At 61.6% G+C, this 25,237-nt stretch carries 23 protein-coding genes; 8 read left to right on the forward strand and 15 right to left on the reverse strand.

Annotation, left to right across the window (positions count from 1 at the left end):
- The 3 genes from OUZ52_RS15145 to OUZ52_RS15155 all read right to left on the reverse strand — a co-directional run.
- Positions 1-1,226 (reverse strand): acyl-CoA carboxylase subunit beta (locus OUZ52_RS15145; RefSeq protein WP_266159348.1); only part of this gene is annotated, 1,226 nt, incomplete at its 3' end.
- 191 nt (positions 1,227-1,417) lie between these two features.
- Positions 1,418-1,807, reverse strand: coding sequence for a hypothetical protein (locus OUZ52_RS15150; RefSeq protein WP_266159349.1), 390 nt, complete (start codon positions 1,805-1,807; stop codon positions 1,418-1,420).
- Between the two features lie 161 nt (positions 1,808-1,968).
- Complete coding sequence (locus tag OUZ52_RS15155; RefSeq protein ID WP_266159350.1) at positions 1,969-3,153, reverse strand: thiolase family protein; 1,185 nt, start codon at positions 3,151-3,153, stop codon at positions 1,969-1,971.
- A gap of 241 nt (positions 3,154-3,394) precedes the next feature.
- Here OUZ52_RS15155 and OUZ52_RS15160 point away from each other — a divergent pair, with 241 nt between their 5' ends.
- The gene (locus tag OUZ52_RS15160; RefSeq protein ID WP_425493858.1) at positions 3,395-6,232 is read left to right on the forward strand and encodes a S8 family serine peptidase; all 2,838 of its coding nucleotides are present in this window, start codon (positions 3,395-3,397) and stop codon (positions 6,230-6,232) included.
- Between the two features lie 68 nt (positions 6,233-6,300).
- Here the strand turns inward: OUZ52_RS15160 and OUZ52_RS15165 are convergent, their stop codons facing one another.
- The 3 genes from OUZ52_RS15165 to OUZ52_RS15175 form a co-directional block, all read right to left on the reverse strand.
- Positions 6,301-7,362 carry an acyl-CoA dehydrogenase family protein gene (locus OUZ52_RS15165; protein ID WP_266159351.1) on the reverse strand — a complete coding sequence of 354 codons (1,062 nt, stop codon included), beginning with the start codon at positions 7,360-7,362 and terminating at the stop codon, positions 6,301-6,303.
- A 121-nt stretch (positions 7,363-7,483) separates the two neighbouring features.
- Positions 7,484-7,972: a copper chaperone PCu(A)C gene (locus OUZ52_RS15170; RefSeq protein ID WP_266159352.1), complete on the reverse strand. Its 489-nt coding sequence runs from the start codon at positions 7,970-7,972 to the stop codon at positions 7,484-7,486.
- Positions 7,969-8,601, reverse strand: coding sequence for an SCO family protein (locus OUZ52_RS15175; protein WP_266159353.1), 633 nt, complete (start codon positions 8,599-8,601; stop codon positions 7,969-7,971). The genes OUZ52_RS15170 and OUZ52_RS15175 overlap by 4 nt, the downstream gene beginning before the upstream one ends.
- Positions 8,602-8,661: 60 nt before the next feature.
- Between OUZ52_RS15175 and OUZ52_RS15180 the strand changes: the two genes are divergently transcribed.
- Complete coding sequence (locus OUZ52_RS15180) at positions 8,662-9,042, forward strand: DUF423 domain-containing protein (protein ID WP_266159354.1); 381 nt, start codon at positions 8,662-8,664, stop codon at positions 9,040-9,042.
- Between the two features lie 54 nt (positions 9,043-9,096).
- Here the strand turns inward: OUZ52_RS15180 and OUZ52_RS15185 are convergent, their stop codons facing one another.
- The 3 genes from OUZ52_RS15185 to OUZ52_RS15195 all read right to left on the reverse strand — a co-directional run bounded on the left by OUZ52_RS15185 (position 9,097) and on the right by OUZ52_RS15195 (position 11,666).
- Entirely contained in the window at positions 9,097-9,561 is a 465-nt protein-coding gene (locus OUZ52_RS15185) for a DUF1203 domain-containing protein (protein WP_266159355.1), read from the reverse strand.
- Between the two features lie 123 nt (positions 9,562-9,684).
- A complete protein-coding gene (locus tag OUZ52_RS15190) occupies positions 9,685-10,086 on the reverse strand; it encodes a DUF3887 domain-containing protein (protein WP_266159356.1) in 402 nt (133 codons plus the stop codon).
- A 65-nt stretch (positions 10,087-10,151) separates the two neighbouring features.
- Positions 10,152-11,666 (reverse strand): transglutaminase-like domain-containing protein, encoded by a 1,515-nt coding sequence (locus tag OUZ52_RS15195; RefSeq protein ID WP_266159357.1) that lies wholly within the window; start codon positions 11,664-11,666, stop codon positions 10,152-10,154.
- 121 nt (positions 11,667-11,787) lie between these two features.
- Between OUZ52_RS15195 and purT the strand changes: the two genes are divergently transcribed.
- A complete protein-coding gene (purT, locus tag OUZ52_RS15200) occupies positions 11,788-12,969 on the forward strand; it encodes a formate-dependent phosphoribosylglycinamide formyltransferase (RefSeq protein ID WP_266159358.1) in 1,182 nt (393 codons plus the stop codon).
- Positions 12,970-13,079: 110 nt separating this feature from the next.
- On the forward strand, positions 13,080-14,594 hold the full coding sequence (locus OUZ52_RS15205) for an FMN-binding glutamate synthase family protein (protein WP_266159359.1): 1,515 nt from the start codon (positions 13,080-13,082) through the stop codon (positions 14,592-14,594).
- Positions 14,595-14,720: 126 nt separating this feature from the next.
- Here the strand turns inward: OUZ52_RS15205 and OUZ52_RS15210 are convergent, their stop codons facing one another.
- The 4 genes from OUZ52_RS15210 to OUZ52_RS15225 form a co-directional block, all read right to left on the reverse strand.
- On the reverse strand, positions 14,721-15,425 hold the full coding sequence (locus tag OUZ52_RS15210) for an arginyltransferase (RefSeq protein WP_266159360.1): 705 nt from the start codon (positions 15,423-15,425) through the stop codon (positions 14,721-14,723).
- Positions 15,426-15,532: 107 nt separating this feature from the next.
- On the reverse strand, positions 15,533-15,928 hold the full coding sequence (locus OUZ52_RS15215) for a hypothetical protein (protein ID WP_266159361.1): 396 nt from the start codon (positions 15,926-15,928) through the stop codon (positions 15,533-15,535).
- Between the two features lie 76 nt (positions 15,929-16,004).
- The gene (tesB, locus tag OUZ52_RS15220; RefSeq protein WP_266159362.1) at positions 16,005-16,877 is read right to left on the reverse strand and encodes an acyl-CoA thioesterase II; all 873 of its coding nucleotides are present in this window, start codon (positions 16,875-16,877) and stop codon (positions 16,005-16,007) included.
- A gap of 97 nt (positions 16,878-16,974) precedes the next feature.
- Positions 16,975-17,544: an N-acetylmuramoyl-L-alanine amidase gene (locus OUZ52_RS15225; RefSeq protein ID WP_266159363.1), complete on the reverse strand. Its 570-nt coding sequence runs from the start codon at positions 17,542-17,544 to the stop codon at positions 16,975-16,977.
- Positions 17,545-17,608: 64 nt separating this feature from the next.
- Here OUZ52_RS15225 and OUZ52_RS15230 point away from each other — a divergent pair, with 64 nt between their 5' ends.
- The 4 genes from OUZ52_RS15230 (at position 17,609) to OUZ52_RS15245 (ending at position 21,270) form a co-directional block, all read left to right on the forward strand.
- Entirely contained in the window at positions 17,609-18,151 is a 543-nt protein-coding gene (locus OUZ52_RS15230; RefSeq protein WP_266159364.1) for an alpha/beta hydrolase, read from the forward strand.
- Positions 18,148-20,343 (forward strand): bifunctional 23S rRNA (guanine(2069)-N(7))-methyltransferase RlmK/23S rRNA (guanine(2445)-N(2))-methyltransferase RlmL, encoded by a 2,196-nt coding sequence (rlmKL, locus tag OUZ52_RS15235; RefSeq protein WP_266159366.1) that lies wholly within the window; start codon positions 18,148-18,150, stop codon positions 20,341-20,343. Before OUZ52_RS15230 ends, rlmKL begins: the two co-directional genes overlap by 4 nt.
- A 142-nt stretch (positions 20,344-20,485) precedes the next feature.
- A complete protein-coding gene (locus OUZ52_RS15240; protein WP_266159367.1) occupies positions 20,486-20,809 on the forward strand; it encodes a hypothetical protein in 324 nt (107 codons plus the stop codon).
- Between the two features lie 32 nt (positions 20,810-20,841).
- On the forward strand, positions 20,842-21,270 hold the full coding sequence (locus tag OUZ52_RS15245; protein ID WP_323135357.1) for a hypothetical protein: 429 nt from the start codon (positions 20,842-20,844) through the stop codon (positions 21,268-21,270).
- Between the two features lie 85 nt (positions 21,271-21,355).
- On the opposite strand, the gene OUZ52_RS15250 is transcribed toward OUZ52_RS15245, so the two are convergent.
- Positions 21,356-21,805 (reverse strand): DUF6491 family protein, encoded by a 450-nt coding sequence (locus OUZ52_RS15250; protein WP_266159368.1) that lies wholly within the window; start codon positions 21,803-21,805, stop codon positions 21,356-21,358.
- Positions 21,806-22,049: 244 nt separating this feature from the next.
- A partial coding sequence (gene mfd / locus OUZ52_RS15255) for a transcription-repair coupling factor (RefSeq protein ID WP_266159369.1) occupies positions 22,050-25,237 on the reverse strand: 3,188 nt, incomplete at its 5' end.

Consider the following 25,237-nt stretch of genomic DNA (forward strand, 5'->3'; position numbering starts at 1 on the left):
AACTTGGGCACATGCGAGCAGGCCACGGCGGTGACCATCTTGGCGCCGTCTTTGGCGATGCCGGCGTTTTCGTATTTCTTGCCGACCATGAAGCCGGTGATGTTCTGCAGGAACACCAGCGGCACATTGCGCTGATTGCACAGTTCGATAAAGTGCGCGCCCTTGAGCGCGGATTCGGCGAACAAGATGCCGTTGTTCGCCACGATGCCTACCGGGTAGCCGTGGATATGCGCAAAACCGCAAACCAGGGTCTTGCCGTAGCGCGCCTTGAATTCATGGAACTCCGAACCGTCGACGATGCGCGTGATCACCTCGCGGATATCGAACGGGCGGCGCGTATCCAGCGGAATAACGCCATAAAGTTCATCGGCGGCGTAGCGTGGTTCCAGTGGTGGCCGCAAGGCCAGCGGCATATTTTTTTTGCGATTGAGGCTGGCGACGATGTCGCGGGCAATCGATAGTGCGTGAGCGTCATTTTCGGCGAAATGGTCGGCGACACCCGAAATGGACGTATGGACGTCTGCGCCGCCGAGCGCCTCGGCATCGACCACTTCACCGGTGGCAGCTTTCACCAGTGGTGGTCCGCCGAGGAAAATCGTGCCTTGCTCGCGCACGATGATGGTTTCGTCGCTCATGGCCGGCACATAGGCGCCGCCCGCGGTGCACGAGCCCATGACAACGGCGATTTGCGGAATGCCTAGCCCCGACATGCGAGCCTGATTGAAGAAGATGCGCCCGAAATGCTCTTTGTCCGGAAAGACTTCGTCCTGCAACGGAAGAAAGGCGCCGCCGGAATCCACCAGGTAGATGCAGGGCAGGCGGTTTTCCAGCGCGACTTCTTGGGCGCGCAGGTGTTTTTTCACCGTCATCGGGAAGTAGGTGCCGCCTTTGACGGTGGCGTCGTTGGCGACCACCATCACTTCGATGCCGTTGACCCGACCGATGCCGGTGATGATGCCGGCGGCGGGAGCCGCGTCCTCGTACATGCCATGGGCGGCCAGCGGAGACAGCTCCAGGAACGGCGAGCCGGGATCGAGTAGCGCGCGAATGCGCTCGCGGGGCAGCAACTTGCCGCGCGCGGTGTGTTTCTCGCGCGCCTTGTCACCACCACCCTCGGCGCTGCGGGCGAGTTCGCGATGCAACTCGTCAACCAGTACGCGCAGCTGGGTGCTGCTGGCCTGGAACTCGGTTGAGCGGGGATCGATTTGCGAGGCAATGACGCTCATGTCTCGTGGCTGCCGTGAAAGTGAGTCCCCGATGATAGCGGTCACTGCGTCACAGCTAAACCTGTGGCCCGGACAAGGTGGTTTTCGAGGTGGATCCGGCATGCCTGATCGACCATGGCCATCGTTGAGCGAGGGGTGAAAAAAAACCGGCCGCACTAGGCGGCCGGTTTTCTGGAAACCAACAAAGGGGATTAGTTACCCTTCATGGCATCCTTGGCTTTGTCAGCCGTTTCTTTGGCGGCATCTTTCGCGGCGCCGGCGGCGTCCTTAGCGGCGCCAGCAGCGTCCTTGGCAGCGTCGGCAGCTTTGCCGGCAGCGTCCTTGGCCTGGTCGATTGCGGTGGTGGCCGGAGCGGCGGCGGTCGAAGCCGGAGCAGCAGCGGTCGAAGCCGGAGCAGCAGCCGGGGCAGCAGCGGTCGAAGCCGGAGCAGCCGCAGCAGCAGCCTTCTGAGCCTGATCAGCGGACTGCTGAGCCTGGTCAGCCGACTTCTGAGCGTCCTGCGCGGAATCCTGCGCGCCGTTGCTGCAAGCCGCCAGCAGCGCGACGAGCGCGGAGGCGAGTAGGGTACGCGTGAACTTCATTGTGAATCTCCTTTATGCCGTGGAATGCCGTTTGGCGGGCGTATTAATAACGCTTTCGCCGACCTTGCGCCACTTTTTTGTGTGACGGCTTCAGGACGTATTAAACACCCTGCTGGTGCCGGAGGTGACGCCGGCACCCTTTTTGCGTGGTCGGTGGGGACCTAGTCTACTAGTTCAATGGCAATCGCGGTGGCTTCTCCGCCACCAATGCACAGGGCGGCAATGCCGCGCTTCTGGCCACGGGTCTTCAGCGCGTTGAGCAGGGTGACGACCAGGCGGGTGCCGCTGGCACCGATCGGATGACCCAGGGCACATGCACCGCCGTTGACGTTGAGCTTGTCGTGGGCAATGCCTAGCTCGCGCATCGGCGCCATGGCGACCACGGCAAACGCCTCGTTGACTTCGAACAGGTCGACATCGGCGACTTTCCAGCCGGCTTTGTCCAGCACCTTTTGAATGGCGCCGACCGGTGCCGTGGTGAACCATTCGGGTTCTTGCGAATGGGTGGCGTGGGCAGTGATGCGCGCCAGCGGCTTGATGCCGCGCGCCTGCGCATCGGCGGCCGAAAGCAGCACTACCGCCGCGGCGCCATCGGAGATGCTCGACGAGCTGGCGGCGGTAATCGTGCCGTTCTCTTTGCGAAACGCTGCCTTCAGGGTCGGGATCTTGGCGATGTCCGAACGGCCCGGCTGCTCGTCGGTGTCGACCTGCACATCGCCTTTGCGGCCCGTCACGGTGACCGGAACGATTTCGCCGGCGAACGCGCCGGACTGCTGCGCAGCCTGGGCGCGCTTCACGGATTCGATCGCGAAGGCGTCTTGTTCTTCGCGGCTGAAGTGATACTTGTCGGCGCAGAGTTCACCGAACACACCCATCGATTTGCCGTCGTAGGGGTTGGTCAGGCCGTCCCATGCCATATGGTCGACCAGCTGGCCGTCGCCGTAGCGGATGCCGGTGCGGGCATTGACCATGTGCGGGGCATTGGTCATCGACTCCATGCCACCGGCAACGACCACGGCGGCTGAGCCGGCCTTGATCAGGTCGTGGCCCAGCATGATCGCTTTCATGCCCGAACCGCAGACTTTGTTGATGGTGGTGCAGCCGGCGCTGACCGGCAGGCCGGCCTTGAGCGATGCCTGGCGCGCGGGCGCCTGGCCCAGGTTGGCTGGCAGCACGCAGCCCATGATGACTTCACTGACGGCTTCGGCGGTCAAGCCGGACTGCTCCAGTGCGGCGCGGATCGCGGTGGCGCCCAGGACCGGGGTGGGTACGCCAGTGAACTGGCCGAGGAAGGAGCCGATAGCAGTGCGCTTGGCACCGGCAATGACAACGCTGACGTCCGACATGGGTATCTCCGTAAGGACTTGATGAGGCACAGCTGCCTGTTAAGCAATCCGCTGATTATCGCAGCCGGTCGGGAAGTGCCGCAAATTCCACCCTGTCGCACAAGATTGCGGGCTGCGCTGCTTTTGGTTGCATTTGTGTTGTGCAGCCATCTGGTCGTTGCAAGGCGTACCATTTGCACTGCTATGCGTCGGGGTTGTAACTGGCCGCCGTGATCTGGCTCGTGCATATGGGGTAATGCATATGAATATGGGGAAACCAGGACTGCGACGGCGTCAGGCTGCCGCATTGATATGGATGGCGCTGAGCTTGAGCGCTTGTGGCGGCGGTGGGGGTGGCAATGGCAATGTCAAGGCGACGCCAGCGGCGCCATCGCCACCGGTTGCACCGCCGCCAGCACCACCGACGACGCCACAACCGCCGCTGGATGCGCAGCTCGCGCTGACCAATACTTATGCGGCGCATAGCCAGGGCTATACCGGCCAAGGCGTGACCATCGGCGTGGTCGATAGCGGCATCATGCGCAATCACCCGGCGCTGGCCGGTCGCGTGCTCAACGAGCTGATTTATGTCGACCCCAGCGTCAACAACGTCAATATCGACGATGTGGTCGGGCACGGCACCTGGGTTTCGGAGATCGCCGCGGGCACTCCCTTTGCGCAGTTTCAAGGCGGTATCGCCCCAGGGGCCAATCTGGTTTCCGCGCGCATCATCAGCGATGTAGAGCCCAAGGACGATGGCTCGGGCCAAGGTAACCGGGTGACCTCGGCCGATCCGCTGGGTACGATCAACGACGCCTTGATCGCCAACGGCGTCAAGGTAAGCAACAACTCGTGGGGCGGTTTGTACTGGGATGCCACGGATACGGCCACCACGCAGAGTTTTCACGACGCCTATAACAAGTTCATCAACCAATGGGGCGGCCTGGTGGTGTTCGCCGCGGGCAATGACTCCAAGGCCGATCCCAGCGATGTGGCTGCTTTGCCCAGTCGCGCAGCCGATTTGACCAAGGGCTGGTTGGCGGTGGTGGCGGTGGACAGCAACAATCCGACCAAGTTGGCCAGTTACTCGAACGCCTGCGGCAAGGCGATGAATTATTGCCTGGCCGCGCCAGGCGACGTGATCGTCAGCGGCAAGGACGACACGGCAACCAGCCAGACTTACTGGATCGTCAAAGGCACTTCACTGGCCGCGCCACAGGTCAGTGGCGCAGCGGCCCTGGTGTGGCAGGCTTATCCTTATTTCAGCAACGATCTGGTGCGGCAAACCTTGCTCGGCACCGCCACCGATTTGGGTGCGCCGGGGCCCGATCCGGTATTTGGCTATGGCTTGCTCAATGTAGGCAAGGCGGTGAATGGCCCGGCCAAATTCGACTGGGGCGACGTGACGGTGAACTTCACCGGTTCGTCTCAATGGAATAACGCCATCTCCGGAGTCGGCGGTTTGATCAAGCAGGGCAGTGGCACGTTGACGCTGACCCAGCCGGCCAGTTTCAGTGGACTGACCCAGGTGCAGGCAGGCGTGCTGGCCGCGAAATCGCTGACTTCCAGCGTAAGTATCAGCGCGGGAGCGCAGTTGACCGATACGCCGTCCATCGGTGGCAGCATCAGTAATGCCGGTGTACTTACCGTGCGTGGTGGCGATGTTACCGTCGGTGGCGATTACAGCCAGCAAAATGCCGGCCGATTAGCCTTGGAATTAGGCTCGGTGCTACGGGTCACCGGCCATGCCAGCCTCACCGGCGGCGACCTGTTCGTGATCGGCACCAAGCAGGGATATGTCGTCAATTCGCATACCGATGTACTGGCGGCGAACAACGGATTAAGCGGCACTTTTTCGGCGTTGAATACCGCCTCGAATGTCTTGTTGAATGCCAGTCTCAATTACGACGCGAGCAGCGCCTGGCTCAATGTGCAACAAGTGCAGGTAAGCGCCGTGCAAGGGATGAGTTACACCGCCGCCTCGTATGCCGCGGCACAGCGCGTGGACAACGCCTTTAGCCAGATCAATGCGCAGCTCGGTCAGGGCTCGGTGTCAGGCGGTGTGAAAGCTGCGGATGCCGGGCCGGTCAGCCCGGCCTTCATCGCGGGCGCGGCAAGCCTGCAACAGTCGCCGTCGACGGCGGCGGTGCAGCAATCACTGGAAAGTCTTTCGGGCCAGCTGCATGCCGCCAGCACGGCGATGACCTTCGAGGCGATCGATGCGGGGACGCGTGCGCTGTCGGATCGTTTCGATCATTTGATCGATATGCCTATGGGCGGTGGCTGGGCGCAGGATCTGGGCTATCACGGCAGCATGAGTCGCAGTGGCTATAACAACGTGGGTTTTGACCTGAGCGGCTGGATGGTCGGCCAGGATCGCCGCTTTGGCAGCAATGGGATCAGCGGCTTCGCGATCAGTCAGGCGCAAGGGCTGGGACGGCTGGCGGAGAGCGCCGACCAAGGGCGCAGTCATGCCATGGAAGCCATGGTGTATGGCGGCCTGATTCAAAATAACTGGTATGCGATAGGACGTCTTGGCATCGGCACCTATCGAGAAACCATGCGGCGCGATCTGCAATTGGGTGTGCAATTGGCTGGTGTCGCCAGCGATAGCCGTGGCAGCTACGACGTGGCTTATGGCGAAAGCGGTTATCGATTCGTCGCTGGCGGCACGCAACTGACGCCTTACGTAAGCATGCAATACGCGCGCATTCAGCGCGATGGTTTCAATGAGCTCGGTGGCGATGGTTTTGGCTTGCAAGCCACTGCGCAGGTGACTGAACGTTGGCAGGCCGGTGTCGGCCTGCGTGCGATGCATCATTGGGCACTGGCCGATGGCGGTCATCTGAGTTTGCAGATGCGGTTGCTCTGGCAGCAGGCCTTTGCGATGCGTGGGGACGTGTTCCAGGCTAGCTTCAATGGCGTCGAACAATGGGCGCCGCTTGGCGGCATCGGTTTATCGCGCTATGGCGGTGTGGCCGGTACGACCTTGAACTGGGACATGACTTCGCATGCAAGCCTGTTGCTGGGATACGACCAGTATTTCAGCCAGCATGGGCAGGCAAACATGGCGACGCTGAATTATCAGTATGCGTTCTGAAGCCCGAGGTCATCGAGCAAGCCGACAGCCTGGCTGTCGGCTTTGCTCTATGCAGGAGGCTTGAGCGCTTAGGCCTTGCCGTGAAACAGCTCGCGTCCGATCAGCATGCGACGGATCTCATTGGTACCCGCGCCGATTTCGTAGAGTTTGGCATCGCGTAGCAGCCGACCGGCGGGGAACTCGTTGATATAGCCGTTGCCGCCCAGCGTCTGGATGGCTTCCAGCGCTACCTTCACCGCGTTTTGCGATGCGTTGAGCAAGCACGCGGCAGGATCGATACGTGATTTCACGCCATGGTCGAATTGCTGCGCGACCATGTAGGCGAAACCGCGTGAGCTTTGCAACGCGGTATACATATCGGCAATCTTCGCTTGCATCACACCGAAGGTGCCGATGGGCGCGTTGAATTGCTTGCGCTCACGTACGTAAGGGATAGCCAGGTCGAGCGCGGCCTGCATCAAGCCGATCGGGCCGCCCGACAACACCAGGCGCTCGGTGTCCAGGCCGCCCATCAACACACGCACGCCTTCGTTGACTTCGCCGACGATGTTTTCGGCAGGGATTTCACAATCCTCGAAGACCAGCTCACAGGTGTTCGAGCCGCGCATGCCAAGCTTGTACACCAGCAGCACGTCGGCATCGGGACCATTGGTGATCCACATCTTGGTGCCGTTGGCGATCCACACGTCGCCGCGCTTCTCCGCTTTGCAAATCATCGAGCCGACGACATCGGAACCCGCGCCGGGTTCGCTCATGGCCAGGGCGCCGACGTGCTCGCCGCTGCATAGCTTGGGCAGGTATTTGCGCCGTTGCGCGTCGTTACCGTTGTGATAAATGTTTTGTACGCACAGATTGGAGTGCGCGCCATAAGACAGGCCTACCGAACCGGATGCGCGAGAGATTTCCTCCATCGCCACCATGTGCGCCAGGAAGCCCATGCCGCTACCGCCAAACTCCTCCGGGATAGTGACGCCGAGCAGGCCCAGCTCACCGAACTTGCGCCATAAATCGGCCGGAAACAGGTTTTCGTGGTCGATGCGTTCGGCCCGTGGGGCAATTTCTTTTTCTGCAAAACCATGCACGCTTTCACGCAACAGGTCGATGTCTTCTCCGAGCGGAAACGGGCGCATGCGGTGACTCCTGGTAGATGATGCAAACCCCGGAATGGTAGCGCGAGTGAGGCAACAATCCTTGGCGCAGCGCACCAGTTATTGCAAATGGGCGCATCGATGGCGTCTTACGCAGGGCTGTTCAGTGACCGGACTGATCCGTGCCCGGTGTAGGCGGTGGCTCAGAGCCATCGATCGTGTTTGCCGGCCGCACGATGAAATCCGTATTCAAGACGCTGCCGTCCGAAAATTGCAGGCCGATCGTTACGGTGTCGCCAACTTTCACGGGATGCTGCGCGTTCATCAGCATCAAGTGATAGCCCCCCGGCGACAATGCAGCCTTGCCGTGCGCGGGAACGGGCATGTTGTCGACCATTTGCATACGGCCCATGCCGCCCTCGGTGCTGCTTTTGTGCAGCATCACCTCGCCATAGGCCGGGCTTTGGCCGCTATGCAACGAGGCGGGTTGATCGCCGCTGTTCTCCAGCGCGACGAAGGCGCCGGCGGGCAGGTTGCCGGGGAGCAGGCGAATCCATGCCTTGCTGGCATGAATGTGTTCGGCCTGCGTGGCGTGGGCGCCACCCACAAGCAGCAGGCCGGCAAGCCATAAAGGTAGGGTGCGTATCATCATGATGACGTTCCGATCAGCAGGGACAAGTCGTGGACAAGGTCGTCTTGCGGATTGGCTGGTGTCGACAGCAGCCGCGCCTTGCCATCTTGGTCGAACAAATAGATGGCCGAACTGTGGCTGACATCGTAGTTGTTGTCGCCTTTATTCGGCTCGCGCGTGAAGGCGGAGCGGTAACGCTTGGCTAGCGCCTCGACATCGCCGGCCGAGCCGGTAAGGCCTACGGCACGTGGATCGAAGGCGTTGACGTAGGCATGCATGATGTCGGGTGTGTCGCGTGCCGGGTCGACTGATACAAACAGTATCCGCGCCTGATCGGCTTGTGGCCCCAGCCGCTGCATGACGACATGCAGTTGTGCCAGGGTCAGCGGGCACACGTCGGGGCAATGGGTGTAGCCGAAGAACAGCAACACCGCCTTGCCGCGGAAATCTTTACCGGTAACGGTTTTGCCCTGATCGTCGATGAGTTTGAAATCGAGGTCCGGCATGTGCCCGGTGACATTGGTCAAGCGCCATCCCATCGGCTCATCGCGATGGCAGGCGCTAATCAGCACAGCGGCCGCAAGCAAGGCCAACAGCAACAACATGCGGGCAGGGCGATAAAGCTTGATGCGAAAATCGGCGCTATTCATGCAGCCAGCATACGATACCCGTGGTTTTGCTGGCTTTAACCTGGCTGAGGAAGTGCCCTGATGCGACAAATTGCCCGCCCTTTTACCGGCTTGCTGGTTGGTTTCGCTGGCGCCAGCGCGGTGCTGTTGGGCGCTTTTGGCGCGCACGCCTTGCGCGATGTATTGGATGCGCGTGGCATGGAGCTTTGGCATACCGCGGTGCAGTATCACTTTTGGCACGCGCTGGCCCTGGCGCTAACGGCCTTCGCCCCCGCAGGCACGGCGCGCCGATGCGCCATGGCTGCTTTCACCATTGGTATCGTGTTGTTCAGCGGCAGCCTATATGCCCTGGCATGGGGCGCGCCGCGCTGGTGTGGGGCCATTACCCCGCTGGGCGGGGTGGCTTTTATCGTCGGCTGGATGGCCCTGGGTGTGGCAATCCGAAGCCGGGCGGCCGACTGAGGGCTACCTCAGTGTTGCTCCAGGCCACCCGTGCGCAGACATCTTGAATTCGCTTCAGGCGCGTTCGACTCGGGCGGCGTAACAGCCGGGCCGGGCGATATGTATCTGTAGATAATCGATGCTCGCATTGGTGAACAGACGCTCGATAAGCGGCTCCAGCACCTTACCCTCGACGACGTCCGCTTCGAGCATCATGCCTTGCCCATCAAAGCCACGCACGGATAGCAATCGGCGTTGCAACTGCTCGGGTATCTGGTCGACTTCGTCATACTGTTGCTCGCCCTGGCGAATATAAATGGCGTGGCTGGCGCGAAAGGGCGAGTCAGCGGCTTGGTGCTGGTAGTTGAGCAGGATCAATGATTGCCCGGGTTGGGCATCGGTAAGACTGATGCGGCAAGGAAACCCGTGTGCTGTGTCGGCGGTGACGCGTCTCGCCTGACGTTCGGCCAGGGCCGCATCGCTCAAGGAAAACAGCTCCTCGAAGGGCTCAGAGGGCAGCCCGGTAATACGAAAAGACATGGTCGACTCCGCTGGTGGATTTGGCCGTAGTCTGGTCTGGCGATGGTTCCTGGACTATCCGTTTCTTGCGCCGCGATCAACCATGCACGAGTGACTACCCAACATGCGGCAGCAAGCTTGGGCTTACGTTTTGGCCGCGGTGTGCGGCACGATATGAAAGCCGCTGATCTTGCCGCTGGCATCGCAGGCGACCCGTGCATCGATCAACGAGCTGCCGTAATGCAGCGAGGTCGTGACCAAGGTACTGCCCGCTACCTGGGCGGTTTGGGCCGGCTCGCGTTCGCCACGCGCACCAAACTGCTGCGGTACGGATAACCAGACCTTGCTCAGCGTGTCGCTGCTGAGTCCGGCTTTCATGCGTGCATCGAAGTCCGTGGTGGCCGCGCTGAAATCGCCATGGTCCAGAGCATCGAGCAGGTGCGTCGACAGCGTCTGGCAAACGGCATCGCCGTCGTTATCGGCCGCATGAGCGTTGCTGGCCAGCAGGCCCAGTGCGAGACAGCCAGCCAAGATAAGGTGCTTCAAGTTTTACTCCTGATAAGGGTCGATGCGGTACCGGGCGGAAGATACAACTTAAGTCAACGCACTTGTCAGTGCGCCCCGGTTTGCGGGGATATCGGCGCCAGCGGAGCTGCCTGCGTACCCATCTCCCAGGATGCGGTGACATCCTCGATCCGCATGGCGTTGAAAAGATCGGTGGCGTTGAAGAAATGCCAGGGGTCGCCGTCGCCACTGTCCAGCGCGATATGGGTGCTGTCGAAACGGCGCATCGCCGAGTCGTAGCTTTGCCAGCGGCCTTCGACCCAGGCCTGCACCCAGGCGTGCGGCAAGAACACCCGCATCGTATTCGCATAACGGTCGGCATAAACCATGCCGGTCACCACGCGCGCGGGGATGCCTTGCGCGCGTGCAAGGGCAGCCAGCAGCACGGCATATTCAGTGCAGTCGCCTTGTCGATTGCCGACTACTTCAAGCGCCGAGGCGTAGCCGACATCCAGGCCGTGCTGGGTGATGTAGTTGCTGACGAAGATGCGTAGTCGCCGCATGCGTTGGCGATCGTTGCTGGCATCGCCTACGGCCTGGGTGGCGAGATTGCGAATCGCCGGGGCATCCGATTGCAGCCAGGCGTTGGCTTGCCGATCTTCGTCGCTGGGCGGGTTCTGGCCGCCGGATCTGGGGTTGCCGATGTCCACCAGCCAGTCGCCATTGCCGATATTGGTGACATGCTGTTCGTCCGTTTCGATCAACGGCTGGAGCGCATTGCCTTTGACGTGAATGCGGTAACGCAAAAAGGACTGGCGCAAGTTGAGGGTTAGTTGGCGAGGCGAGTCGACCATGGCGGCGCGGAACATATCCAGATCTTGTACGGGCGCGAGCGCGCAAGCCTGATCGCAGGCCAGCATATCCAGCTGCCGGCCGACCATCGAAAGCGTCCCCTTGCGCGCCTGCCCGTGCTTGTCCAGCCACAGATCCATGATCTGATTGCCATGCACTTGCAGCAGGGTCTGCCGTTGATGGTTAAGCGTTTCCGCGCCACCCGGAAGTTCGACGCGCTCATCGCCCAGCACGTCGATTTGCACCGGGACGACCTGCAAGCCGGAGGGGTCGAACATAAGCAATTGATAGTGCTCGCCGGTATGGCTGCTGGCGGCCAGCATGGCCAGGCGCTGGCCTTCGGTAAGCATGGCGCTTTGTGGCCAGTTCATGGTGATCTGGCGGTTTTCGCCACCTACGTTAGTCGTGACTTTGTAGCGGCCATCCGGCTGGCGCACGCCATCCACCGTGCTGTCGATCGCCGACATCGAGGTGCGCGCCGAGAATGCCAGGGCCTCGCCAGCGGGGGTTTCCACGGTGCGGCTGATATTGCTGAAAGGGATGGTCTTGCCGTTACGGTTGAGCACGATCGACAAGGTCTGGGTATTGGTTACCGTGTTGTTGTCGACGACATGCTCGATTTCCAGATGGCCGATTTTGCGGCCGCCAAGCCGCACGCTCATCCAGGTGGTCTGGCTGACGGCGGTTTCTGTGGTCGGGGCAGCAGCCCTGAGTACGGCGGCAGGGCACAACGTCAGCACCAGCAAAAGCAGGGCGATCAAGTTGCGCATGACGGTATCCGTGGGGCGGGACGCGTACAGTGAATGCTTCGTCAAGGCCGCCGTCAATCCGCAGTGCAGCGTAACCCCGCCAGCCGCTTACAATGCCGGCTTGCCCCCTCCGGAGAACTCGATGAAGCCGTTCGGCACCCCTTATTCTGACCATGCCCTACGGGTTCTGTTGCTCGGCTCCGGGGAGCTGGGCAAAGAGGTCGCCATTGAGCTGCAGCGCTATGCGGTGGAAGTGATCGCGGTCGATCGCTACGCCCATGCGCCGGCCATGCAGGTGGCCCATCGCAGCCATGTCATCGACATGCTGGATGGCGCGGCACTGCGGGCCTTGATTGAGCAGGAGCGCCCCGACCTGGTGGTGCCGGAGATCGAGGCCATTCATACGCCGACCTTGCTGGAGCTTGAAAAAGAAGGCCTCAAGGTCATCCCGACAGCGCGTGCGGCGTGGCTCACCATGGATCGCGAAGGTATTCGCCGGCTGGCGGCCGAAGAGCTGAAGCTGCCGACGTCGCCGTATCGCTTTTGCGACGACGAGGTGGCGTACCGCCAAGCCGCTGCCGAGCTGGGGCTGCCGTTTGTGATCAAGCCGGTGATGAGCTCCTCGGGCAAGGGGCAAAGCGTAGTCCGTCAGCAAGATCAGTGGATGCCGGCCTGGGAATACGCGCAGTCGGGTGGCCGCGCAGGCAAGGGACGCGTCATCGTCGAGGGCTTCGTCGACTTCGACTACGAAATTACCCTGCTTACCGTGCGGCACCAGGGCGGCGTGAGTTTTTGCGCTCCTATCGGCCATCGGCAAGAAGATGGCGACTATCGCGAATCCTGGCAGCCGCAACCGATGAGCGAAGCCGCGCTGGCCGAAGCACAGCGACAGGCTGCGGCGATTACCGCGGCGCTTGGCGGCTGGGGTGTGTTTGGGGTGGAGTTCTTCGTCAAGGGCGACGAGGTGATTTTTTCCGAGGTCAGCCCGCGGCCACACGACACCGGCCTGGTTACCTTGGTATCGCAGGAGCTGTCTGAGTTCGCCCTGCATGCACGGGCGATTCTCGGGCTGCCGATTCCTGTGCTCCGCCAGCTCGGGCCATCGGCCTCCTGTGCGGTGCTGGTGGAAGGTGACGGCGAGGCGCCACGCTACTTCAACGTAGCCCAAGCCCTGGCCGAAGCGGATACTCAGTTGCGCATCTTCGGTAAGCCGGCGGTGAAAGGCCGCCGCCGCATGGCGGTCACGCTGGCGCGCGACGAGACGATCGAGGCGGCGAAAGCCAAGGCGATTCGTGCAGCCAAACAGCTACGCGTCGAGCTATAAACGCCGCGCTAAGAAGTTATCGCCAGCTGTGCGAGCATGGCTGGCAATCAAGTTAGCAACATCTACCCATGGTGCGGCCAGCTGCACCGCAGGCACGGAGAAAAGAACACATGGCAACGACGGGTTTTGCGCATTGGCTGGTTGTCATAGTGGAGACGTTCGCAGCGTTCTTCTTGGTGCTGTTGGCGGTAATGGTGATGGTGGTGTTGACGGTGTGGCTGGTCGATCGCAACCAGACCGCGAACTCGGTGCTGCGCAATTTTCCGGTGATCGGTCATTTCCGTTATTGGTTTTTGCATCTGGGTGAGTTTTTCCGGCAATACCTGTATTCCAGCGATCGCGAAGAGATGCCGTTCAACCGCGCGCAGCGCACCTGGGTTTATCGCGCGGCGAAGAATGTGGACAACACCAACGCCTTTGGGTCCAGCCGCGATCTGCGCGGCGAGGGTGTGCCATTTTTCATCAATGCACCGTTTCCGACGCTGGATGAACAGCATGTCGAGCCGCGTCCGGTGACGCTGGGCCCGTATGCGCGTGAGCCTTACAGCCATGCAGCGTTCTTCAATATTTCGGCCATGAGTTTTGGCGCGTTGTCGGCGCCGGCGGTGCGTGCCTTATCGGCGGGTGCAGCCAAGGCCGGCATCTGGATGGATACCGGTGAGGGCGGTTTGGCGCCGTATCACCTGGAAGGTGGCTGCGACATCATTTTCGAAATCGGTACGGCCAAGTACGGCGTACGTACGCCGGACGGCAAGCTCGACGACGAGAAGTTGCTGGCCATTTGCGCCCACAAGCAGGTGAAAATGGTCAGCATCAAATTGGGGCAGGGCGCTAAGCCAGGCATGGGCGGTTTGCTGCCGGCGGCCAAGGTCACCCCGGAGATCGCGGCGATTCGCGGGATCCCCGTGGGGCAGGATTCGCAAAGCCCCAACCGTCATCTGGATATCGGCAACATCTATGAATTGCTCGATTCCGTACGGCATATTCGCGAGCTCACCGGCAAGCCCACCGGCTTCAAGGCGGTGATGGGCGGCGTCGAGTGGATTGGTGAACTATGCGACGAGGTGTGGAAGCGCGGCATCGAAAGCGCACCGGATTTCATCATCGTCGACGGTTCGGAAGGCGGCACCGGCGCTGCGCCGCAAACGCTGATGGAAGGCGTTGGCCTGCCACTGCACGAATCGCTGCCCGCCCTGGTCGATATGTTGATCAGCAAAGGCCTGCGTGAGCGGGTCAAGGTGATCTGCTCGGGCAAATGCATTACCGCCTATGACGTTGCCTGGGCGCTGTCGATGGGGGCCGACTTTGTCAATTCGGCGCGTGGTTTCATGCTCGCGCTCGGTTGCATTCAATCGCTGCAATGCAACCGCAATACCTGTCCCACCGGCATCACCACTCAAAATGCGAAGTTGCAACGCGGCCTGGTGGTAACCGACAAGAGTGAGCGGGTTTTCCATTACGCCAAAAACGTGATGCACGAGGTCGGCATCATCGCGCACAGTTGCGGCGTCGATGAGCCGCGTGAGCTGACTCGAAACCATTGCCGTGTCGTCGGTGACGATGGCATCTCGGTGCCTTTGGTGAAGCTTTTCCCCTATCCGGAAGCCTCGGGTTTACGCGGCTGAGGAGCTGGCGCAGGGGCGAGCGTCGCGGCATGTTTCATCGAAACGTGTTCTGGAGCTCGCCCTGTTGTTCCTTAGATTTCTTATGTTGGCCACATGACGAAGCTAGGCCTGCACCACGGCACTGGCCTACGGCAAATGGGTCCAGCCGTGGCTGGTGCGGATCTGCATCGGCTTGAACCGCTGCTTGTAGTCCATCTTCGGATGGCCTTTGATCCAGAAGCCTAGATAAACCCACGGCAGTCCGCGTCGGCGCGCCAGTTCTACCTGCTGCAATATCGCGTACGTGCCCAGGCTGCGTGCCTCTTCGTCGGGGTCGAAAAAGGTGTACACCGCGGACAAGCCATTGAGGCAGATATCGGTAACCGCGACGCCAAGCAGGCGTGTGCCGAGGCGAAATTCCAGAAACAGCGTCGGGCTCCACGGTGCGGTAAGAAAGCGGCGAAAGTCGCTGGCGTCGGCCTCATCCATGCCGCCGCCAAGATGGCGCCGACGCAAGTAGCGCTCATACAGGTCGTAGCGCTCAGCGTTATAGCCGGCCATCGATTCGGTGATCTGCAAATCGGCATTGCGCTTCATGCAGCGTCGCTGTGAGCGGTCGGGTTTGAAGTGTTCGACGTCGACCCGGCAAGGCGTACAGGCATTGCAATGGGCGCAATGCGGAAAGTACAAGTGACCACCGGCACGGCGAAAGCCGCGTTCAAGGGCCGCCCCGTATAGCTGGTCCAGTTGCGGTGAGGCCGGATCGATGACCAGGTTTTGTGCGGTGCGCTCGGCAAAATAACCGCAGGTATGCGGCAGGGTTTGAAACAGGCGGACGTGGTCAGAGCGCATGCGCCGATTCTATGTCTGCTTTGCTGCGCTGTGGGGGCTTGTGACGGGTACGAGGGTGGATCCGGGTGAATTGCCCATGTTTTCGTCCTCGTCAGCCGCGTCTGGGCCTAGATATAGCCCATGTAATGCAGCGTTAGCACGACCGATGCGCCGGCAAGCGCAAGCAGTACGATGCGGCGGGCCCGCGCCGCGGTGCTTTGCCGGCGAACTTCCGGCGCCGCCGGGTTGCGCGCCGCGGCCAGCTCTTCGGCGTGACGAATCACCGGCTCGATGCCGATTTCGCGCAACAGGCTACGTGCCTGGGTGTAGTCGTCGGCGTGGGTAATCCATACCTGTGGCCAGCTATCGCGGTTTTCGCGCTTTTGGCTATAGCTGAAACGCTCGTAGCTGGGACGGTTCCAGTTGGAACGATTGGCCACCCAGGTCTCGATGCGGTGCTCGCTGAGCAAGGCGACCACGCGATCGATGTTGTCCATCCGGGGGGAGGTGTATAGCTGACGCATATCAAAGCCTGTCCAATGACCCCAAGTGGCCTGCGGCGGGTTGCTTTGCCGACAGACCCTTGAAGAGTGGGGAAGTTTACGCTGAGTCCCCACGCAAGCGGATCAGCCCCTCTTGCGCACTGGAGGCGACCAGCCGGCCATCGCGGCTGAAGATCTGACCTCGCGCCAGTCCACGCGCACCCTGCGCGGTGGGGCTGTCAAACGAGTACAGCAGCCATTCGTCGACCCGAAACGGGCGGTGAAACCAGAGCGCATGGTCGAGGCTGGCCATCTGCACGCGGTCGGTGTAGTAAGAAATACCGTGCGGCAAGGTGGCGGTGCCGATCAGATTGAAATCCGAGGCATACGCCAGCAGCGAGCGATGCAGGGCGGGCGAATCGCTGATCCGCGCGGTCACCCGGAACCAGACGTGCTGAATCGGTGGCCGCTTGGTCGGATGCAGCCGGTCTTGCGGCCACACATGGCGAAATTCGATCGGGGTGTCGACACCCAGCCAGCGTTGGATCTTGGTCGGCAGCTGGGCTAGTTGTTCGGCCGATAGTGCCGGCATCGGCTCGAGATCTTCGGGCATTGGTACTTCGGGCATCGACGATTGATGCTCAAAGCCACGCTCCGGCAGCTGAAACGAGATGGCGCCGTTGAGAATCGGCTGGCCATGCTGAATGGCGACGACGCGACGGGACGAAAACGTACCGCCGTCACGGGCGCGCTCCACGCTGTAGACGATAGGGGCGTTGATATCGCCGGCACGCAAGAAATAAGCGTGCAGGGAATGCGCCTCGCGTGAGGGGTCGACCGTATGCTGGGCCGCCGTCAACGCCTGTCCCAAGACCTGGCCGCCGAATACAAACTGCGTACCGATGTCGCGGCTCTGGCCACGAAACAGGTTGTCTTCGAGCCGCTCCAGGTTCAGCAGATCGACCAGTTCGCCGACGTGCGTTTCCTTCATGATGTTTGCCCCTGCGGCAATAACGAGGGCGCGAGTATAACGGCGCGCCATGCCGGGTTTGACCTTGCCATCGAAGGGCGAGGTCTATGCGGCGGCCTCAAGGCGTGGTTTTGCCGATCCGTTGCAGCCCGCTGCCATCGAGCACTTCCGCCCAGGGAAACATTGGGCCGGGATCGAGCTTGCGCGGCACTTCCTTGCCCGGATCGTCGCTGGCCGGCATGCGCGCGGTGTCCAGATCTTCATGGCCGGCGATATAGCGAAGCTGCGGGTAGTCGTGGCGTAGCTGTGCCAGCAACGCCCGCAAGGCCGCTATTTGCGCCGGGGTATAGGGTTCGGTCATGGTCTGCCGGGTCGAATCCCACCAGTGCGGATAACGGCCCAGGTTGACCAGCTCGATACCGATGGAGTTGGGGTTGTGCCCGCGCACATGGTTGGCAACCCGGGTGCCGGGTACATAGCGGTAAACCGCGCCATCGCGATCAATGTAGTAATGCCCGCTATGGCCGACCCCGTTGTCGTAATGCGCTTTTTCGCCATAGCTGCGGGCGGTGGCCAGATCGGGCAGCTCGGTGCAATGGATCACCACCAGCTCAACCGCGCTGGCCGGGCGTTCTGGCAGCTGGGCGAGGTAGGGCAGGGGCAGGTCGTGAATGGTTAATACGGGCATGTGGGTCGGTCTCGCATGGCGCCGGGTATCATACGCAGCTTGCTGTAATGCTTTGGAGATCGCGATGCCTGGCCACGTCATTCTTTCACACGGATCCGATTCGGGTCCGGGTGCCACCAAGGTCAGCGCGCTGGCAGAGCTGGCCGAGGCCATGGGCTGGGTCACCACGCGGCCTGATTATCGCGAGGACGACAAGCGCGGGTATGCGGGTTCGGTGGCGCCGCGCATCGCCCGGCTGCACGCTCATATCCAAGCCCTGAAGGCGCCGCCGGTGCTGGTGGGATCGAGTATGGGCGCCTTTGTCTCGGGGCTGGTCTCCCTGGATGTACCGGTTGCCGGGTTATTTTTACTGGCCACCCCCGCACTGATTCCTGGCTATGAGAAAGCCTTCGACCTGCGCAAGCAGGTGCCGACCTTATTGATGCATGGCCAGCAGGACGAGATCTGCCCCATCGAGCAGATCGAGGCATTTGCCGGCAAGCGGTCCTTGCCGTTGCTGGTTTTGCACGATGACCACCGACTCACTGCGAGCATGGAATCGATCGGGCAGCAGTTTCGTTTGTTCCTGGACCTTGTGATCAACCACCGACAGGCGACCGCGCAGTGAGTGCTTATTTTGCTACCTGCCCCAAGGGCCTGGAATATCTGCTGCGCGACGAATTGGTCGCGATAGGCGCGACTGACGTGCGCGAGTCGCTGGCGGGTGTGCATTTTTCCGGTACGCTGGAAACCGCTTATCGCGCCTGCTTATGGTCACGCCTGGCCAGCCGCATCCTGCTGCCGTTGGCGGAGTTCGAGGCAGGTACCGACGATGCCCTATATGCCGGGGTGCAGTCCATCGACTGGTCCCAGCATCTGGCTTCGCACGCCACGCTGGCGGTGGATGCCGGTACCGCGCTAAGCAAATTGACCCACAGCCAGTACATCGCCCAGCGCGTAAAAGATGCCATCGTCGATCAGTTTCGCCAGCGTGATGGTGCGCGGCCGGGTGTCGATACCGACGAACCCGATGTGCGCATCAACTTGCGCTTGCGCCGCGACCGCGCCACCTTGTCGCTGGATCTGGCCGGTACGCCGCTGCATCGCCGCGGCTGGCGTGAATTGCAGGGCGAGGCACCGCTGAAAGAAAACCTCGCCGCGGCCATGTTGATGCGCGCCGGATGGCCGGAGATCTATGCACAAGGCGGCGCCTTGCTCGATCCGATGTGCGGTTCCGGCACGCTATTGATCGAAGGCGCCTTGATGGTGGCCGACGTGGCGCCGGGTTTGCGTCGCGAATATTTCGGTTTTCTCGGCTGGCATCAGCACGACATCGCCATCTGGCGCCGGGTGCTGGATGAAGCGCGCGAGCGTGCCGAGGCCGGCCTGCGTGCTTTGCGCAGTTGTTTCTTTGGCAGCGATGCGGATTCGCGCATGGTGCAGACCGCCAAGCGTAATGCGCAAGAAGCCGAGGTCTCCGGCTTCTTTACCCTGGACAAGCACGATGCGCTGCATGTCGGGCCCCCGCCCGGCATAGAACGCGGACTTGTCATTACCAACCCGCCCTATGGCGAGCGCTTGGGTGAGCGAGTCGACATGCCGCGGCTGTATCGCGCCCTGGGCGAAGCGCTGCGCGCACGCTTCAGCGGTTGGCGTGCCGCGGTGCTGGCCGGCGATGTCGAGCTGGGTCGGGCTATGCCGCTGCGGGCAGAGAAGCGCTACACGCTATACAACGGCGCCCTGGAAACGGTGCTGTTGATCTTCGAATTGCATGCACGCGATATGGTTCAGCGCGAGTCCAAGCCGTTGTCTGACGGCGCGCAAATGCTGAAAAACCGGCTGGAGAAAAATCTCAAGCATCTGCGCAAGCGGCTGGAGCGCGAGGGCATTCATTGCTGGCGCGCCTACGACCAGGATCTGCCCGAGTACGCCGCGGCCATCGATGTGTATGGCAGCGAATCCGGCGCCACCTGGCTGCATGTGCAGGAGTACCGGGCGCCCGCCGAGATCCCGCTGGAGACGACACGCCAGCGTTTGCGCGAAATCGTCCGCGTGGCCGGTGAGGTGTTTAACGTGGCGCGTGACCGCATTGCGTTGAAAACCCGCGAGCGCGGCAAGGGTGGCTCCAAATACGGCCAGTTCGACCAGCGCGGCGAGTTTGTCGAGGTGGCGGAGGGCAACCTGCAATTCCTGGTCAATCTCACCGACTACCTGGACACCGGTCTGTTTCTCGACCACCGCCTGGTGCGAGGCAAGTTGCGCGAGCTGGCGCAGGGGCGTCGCTTTTTGAACATGTTCGCCTATACCGCCACCGCCAGCGTATATGCGGCGGCCGGTGGTGCCAAAGACACCACCAGCGTCGATCTGTCGGCCACTTATCTGGACTGGGCTTCGCGTAACCTCGCCTTGAATGGGTTCACCGGTGCCAAGCATCGGTTGATGCAGGTCGACGCGATGGAATTCTTGCAGCGCGATCGCGAACGCTATGGATTGATCTACGTCGATCCGCCGACCTTCTCCAACTCCAAGCGTGCCGACGATTTCGACGTGCAGCGCGATCACGCCAAGCTGTTGAACGCCTGCCTGGACCGCTTGAGCAGCGACGGGATCATTGTGTTCTCCAACAACTTTCGACGCTTCAAACTGGACAGCGCCGCGCTGGATGAACGCTTCGTAATCGAAGACTGGAGCGCGTCCAGCATCCCCTTCGACTTCGCCCGCCGAGACAATATCCACGGTTGCTGGCTGCTGCGCCTGCGGCCGCAAGAGTCGCCGTGGAGTGAGACGGTCGAGCACGTGCGCAACAAGGCTAAACGCTGACCTAACAGTCGGTTTCCACTCAGTGCGGATTCAGCGCTTCAGGTCGAGCATGGAGCCCGGCAAGAACGATATCCGGCCGGGATTAAACCCCACCGGATATCGGTATCGAGCCGCCCCCTCGGAGACCTAAAGAGTCATGAACATGTCGAAGCTTTCCACCGCTAAGCGGGTTGTTATCGCTACCGCGGTGTTGTTCGGCTGCGCAGTTGCTGTACCAGCCTTTGCGGGCACTCATATCAGCGTAGGCATTGGCATCGGTGGACCGGTGTACGGTGGCTACGGTTACGGTTATGCGAGGCCGGTCTATTACCCTGGTCCGGTCTACTATCGCCCGGCGCCGCGTGTGGTTTATTACGGAGCGCCCGTCGTGGTTGAGCGCCCGGTCTACGTGCGTCGCGTGTATGAAGATCGCGTGATCTATCGCAGCGCTTACGGTTACCCGCGCTATCGCGGTTACGGTTATTGATCGCTGCATTCAATGCTTAAGTGGAGAAGGTCATGATGATTAAGCGTCTCAGTGTTATCGCGGTCGCCCTGGCCGCAACCGTTGCGATGGCCATGCCGGTGTCCGCTTCGGCGCATGACGGCTGGGGTCACGGTGGCTGGGGCCACGGCGGCGGTTATTACGGCGGCCACGGCTATTACCACGGCGGCTACTATGGCGGCGGCTATGGCCGGGGTCATTGGAGTGGTGGACGCTGGATTGCCGGCGCCATCGTTACCGGGCTCGTTGCCGGTGCCGTCGTCGACGCGTTGCGTCCGGCCCCGGTGTACTACGACCGACCCGCGGTGGTTTACACCCAGCCGACGCAGGTGATTTATGAGGATGCGCCGCCGGTGGTCACTCGCCGCGTGGTCTACGAGGACACCTACCAGACTCGTTACATCCCCGACAACACGCGTTATGTGCGCGACGACGGCTACTGATATTTTCAGACGCCTGCTATGAAAAAAGAGAGCCCGGCATAAGCCGGGCTCTTTGTTTACGTCGGTTTGAACAGGCAGCGCGCAATCAAGGCTTCATGGTGGTCGGCTGGTCGGCGCCGCTGCCATGGCGTGTGGCTTTCTTGCTCAACGCCTTGAAGGTGGCTTTGTCGATCTTGCTGACTGACTGGATGGCGCAGGGCGGTTGATCTCTGGAGCGCACGGTTTCACCAACTTCGCCACAGATCTGGCCTTGCGCAACCGCCCGATTGGATTCGTTGGCGCGAAACATCAGGCCGGCGGGGCCTATGCCCAGGCGCGGACAATCCGATTGCAGCGTCACCTTGTAGTACTGCGGGCCTGTGCCTACAACGGCCGTGCGATTGTCCACGATATGCCATGCGTTGATTCGGTCGGGACGGATGCACTCGCTGATCGGACGCAGCGGCGTATGTGTCTGCATCGTGTCCTGGGCAAGCGCTTGCCCAGCGCCGATGGCCAGTGCGAGAACCAGCAAGGTAGGGGTTATGGTTTTCATAAGCACCTCATCGGTGAGAGGGAGTTGAATGACAGGCCCCATGCTGCGGGATGGACTCGAGGCGTACGCGCTGACCGGTACCGGCTGTTGATCGCGCTTACACCGCCACGGCGTGCCTGCCAGTGCCAAGCATCTGCCTTCGACACATCACAGCATATGAACGATGGCAGCGGGATGCGGGCGCGTCAATGCTGCTGCCCCGGCCGTTGCCTGGCCGGGGCGATCGTCTGCGTTCGTCGTGGCATCAGCCTGGGCGCCGGGCGCCGAGCAGTACCAATACTTCTTGTGCGCTGCGGATGCGCTCGGTGGCGCCGGGCAGGTCAAGCGTCACCTTGAGTTTGTCCTGGCCATCCAGTTTGTACACCCGCGGCAGACTCTGGATCAGGCGGATGATGGCCATGGGATCGACCTCGGGTTTGTCGCGAAACAGGATGCGGCCGCCGTTGGGGCCGAAGTCGAGTTTGCGGATACCGAGCGGTGTTGCCATCAGCTTGATGCCGGCGACCGCAAAAAGCTGTTTGGCCGGGTCCGGCAGCAAGCCGAAGCGGTCGATCATTTCTACCTGCAGCTCGCGCAGTGAGTCTTCGCTGCGAGCGCTGGCAATGCGTTTGTAGAGGGTGAGGCGGGCATGTACATCCGGCAGATAATCGTCAGGAATCAGCGCCGGCAGATGCAGCTCGACTTCAGTCTCGTGTTCGCTGCTCAGGTCGAAGTCGGGCACCTTGCCTGACTTCAGCGCGCGTACGGCGCGCTCCAGCAGCTCGGTATACAGGCCAAAGCCGATCTCCTGGATCTGGCCGGATTGCTCGTCGCCAAGCAGCTCACCGGCACCGCGAATTTCCAGGTCGTGGGTAGCCAGGGTGAAGCCGGCGCCAAGCTCTTCCAGTGAGGCAATCGCTTCCAGGCGCTTTTCCGCATCGGCGGTGATGTTTTTGCGATCGGGCACAACCAGGTAGGCATAAGCGCGATGATGCGAACGGCCGACCCGGCCGCGCAACTGATGCAATTGGGCCAGGCCAAAGCGGTCGGCGCGGTTGATGACGATGGTGTTGGCGGTGGGGATGTCGATGCCGGTTTCGATAATGGTGGTGCACACCAACACATTGAAACGCTGGCGGTGGAAATCCGCCATGACTTGTTCCAGTTCGCGCTCGGGCATTTGTCCGTGGGCAATACCGATGCGCGACTCGGGAATCAGTTCCTGCACCTCGCGTGCCGTGCGCTCGATGCTTTCCACCTCGTTGTGCAGGAAATACACCTGGCCGCCGCGTTGCAGCTCGCGCTGAAAGGCTTCGCGGATCAGCGCCGGCTCCCATGCCGAAATGAAGGTGCGCACCGCCATGCGGTGCGCTGGCGGGGTAGCGATCAATGACAGATCGCGCAGGCCGCTCATCGCCATGTTCAAGGTGCGAGGGATCGGCGTGGCCGTCATGGTCAGCAGATCGACTTCGGCACGCAGTTTTTTCAGTTGTTCCTTTTGGCGTACACCGAAGCGTTGCTCTTCATCGACCACGACCAAGCCGAGATTCTTGAACTTGATATCGGGCTGCAGCAGTTTATGGGTGCCGATGATCACGTCGATCTGGCCGTCGGCGAGGCGCTTCAGTGCCTCGTTGATTTCCTTCGACGATTTGAAGCGCGAAAGCACATCGACGCGCACGGGCCAGTCGGCGAAGCGGTCGGCGAAATTTCGGTAATGCTGTTGCGCAAGCAGGGTGGTAGGCACCAGCACGGCCACTTGTTTGCCCGCGGTGGCGGCAGCGAATGCGGCACGCAGCGCTACTTCGGTTTTGCCGAAGCCGACGTCGCCGCAGATGACGCGATCCATCGCGCGTGGCGCGGCAAGATCGCCGAGCACGGCATCGATCGCCTGCTCTTGGTCGGGTGTTTCCTCGAACGGAAAGCTGGCGCCGAACTCCTCCACCAATTGACGATCGATGGGCAGTGCTTCGCCACCACGAGCTTCGCGCTGCGCGTAAATCGCCAGCAGCTCGGCAGCGACGTCACGCACTTTTTCAGCGGCGCGTTTACGTGCGCGCTCCCAGGCGTCGCCGCCCAGCGAATGCAAGGGCGCAAGCTCCGGCGCGGTGCCGCTGTAGCGGCTGACCAGGCCAAGCTGTGCCACCGGCACATAGAGTTTGTCGCCCTTGGCGTATTCGATGGTGAGAAATTCGCCGGCCATGCCGCCGACATCCATCGAGATCAGGCCTTGATAACGGCCCACGCCATGGTCGACGTGGACAATCGGCGCACCAATGGTCAACTCGGTCAGATCGCGAATGATGGTTTCGGGATCGCGAGTGGCGCCGCGGCGACGCTTGCGTTCGGTGCGCACGCGTTCGCCATACAACTCGCGCTCAGTAAGCACGGTGAGCGGTGGCTTGGTCAGCGCAAAGCCCTGATCCAGTGCGGCGACGGTGATGGCGAAGCGTGGCCCGGCTGCGCTCGAGGTCGCTTGGATAAAGGCCGGCCAGCTGTCTACGGTGTCCGGCTTGAGCCCGGCGCCGGCCAGCTGCTCGATCAAGGCTTCGCGGCGGCCGGCGGAGTCAGCGGCAATCAGCACGCGGCCCGGATAGCTGGAAAGAAAATGCCGCAGCGAGGTACCGGGTTCTTCGCCTTTACGGTTGAGCGGTAACTCCGGCGCCGGTTGTGTGCCGATGCTTTGCGCGTGTTCGTGACTGCTATCGACCAGCTCCACACGTATGCGTTTGTTGAGCTGTTCGCGAAGTTGCTCCGGCGGCAGATACAACTCGACCGGCGGTAGTACGGGACGCTCGATATCGTGTGCGCGCTGGTCGTAGCGCTCGGCTGTTTGCGCCCAGAACTGTTCGGCCGCTTCCAGCGTGCCTTCGCCGAGCAGGAATACGGCGCTGTCGGCAAGGTAGTCGAACAATGTGGCCGTCTGCTTGAAGAACAGCGGCAGGTAGTACTCGATACCGCCCGGCGTCACGCCTTCTTTGATGTCCTGGTAAAGAGGGCAGCGGCGGATATCGATGGGAAAGCGCTCGCGCAGCTTGCCGCGGAAATCCTTGGTGGCGTCCTCGGTAAGCGGAAACTCGCGGGCCGGCAGTAGCTCGATCCGTTCCACTTGCTGCTGCGAGCGCTGTGTTTCAGGGTCGAAGCTGCGGATCGACTCGATCTCATCGTCGAACAGTTCGATGCGATACGGCTCGGCCGCACCCATCGGGAAAATGTCGATCAGCGCGCCGCGCACGGCAAAGTCGCCGGGCTCGGCCACTTGTGGCACGTTGCGATAACCGGCGGCTTCCAGGCGGCGCTGCTCGCCTGCCAGGTCCAGCTTCTGGCCTTTCTTCAACATCAGGCCGGCGCCGGTGATATGGCTGCGTGGCGCAATACGTTGCATCAAGGTGGCGATCGGCACCACCAGCACGCCGCGCTGGGTCGATGGCAGTTGATAAAGCGTGGCAATGC

The organism is Dyella silvatica (genome assembly GCF_026283955.1).
In the GTDB taxonomy this organism is placed as follows: Bacteria; Pseudomonadota; Gammaproteobacteria; order Xanthomonadales; family Rhodanobacteraceae; genus Dyella_C; species Dyella_C silvatica.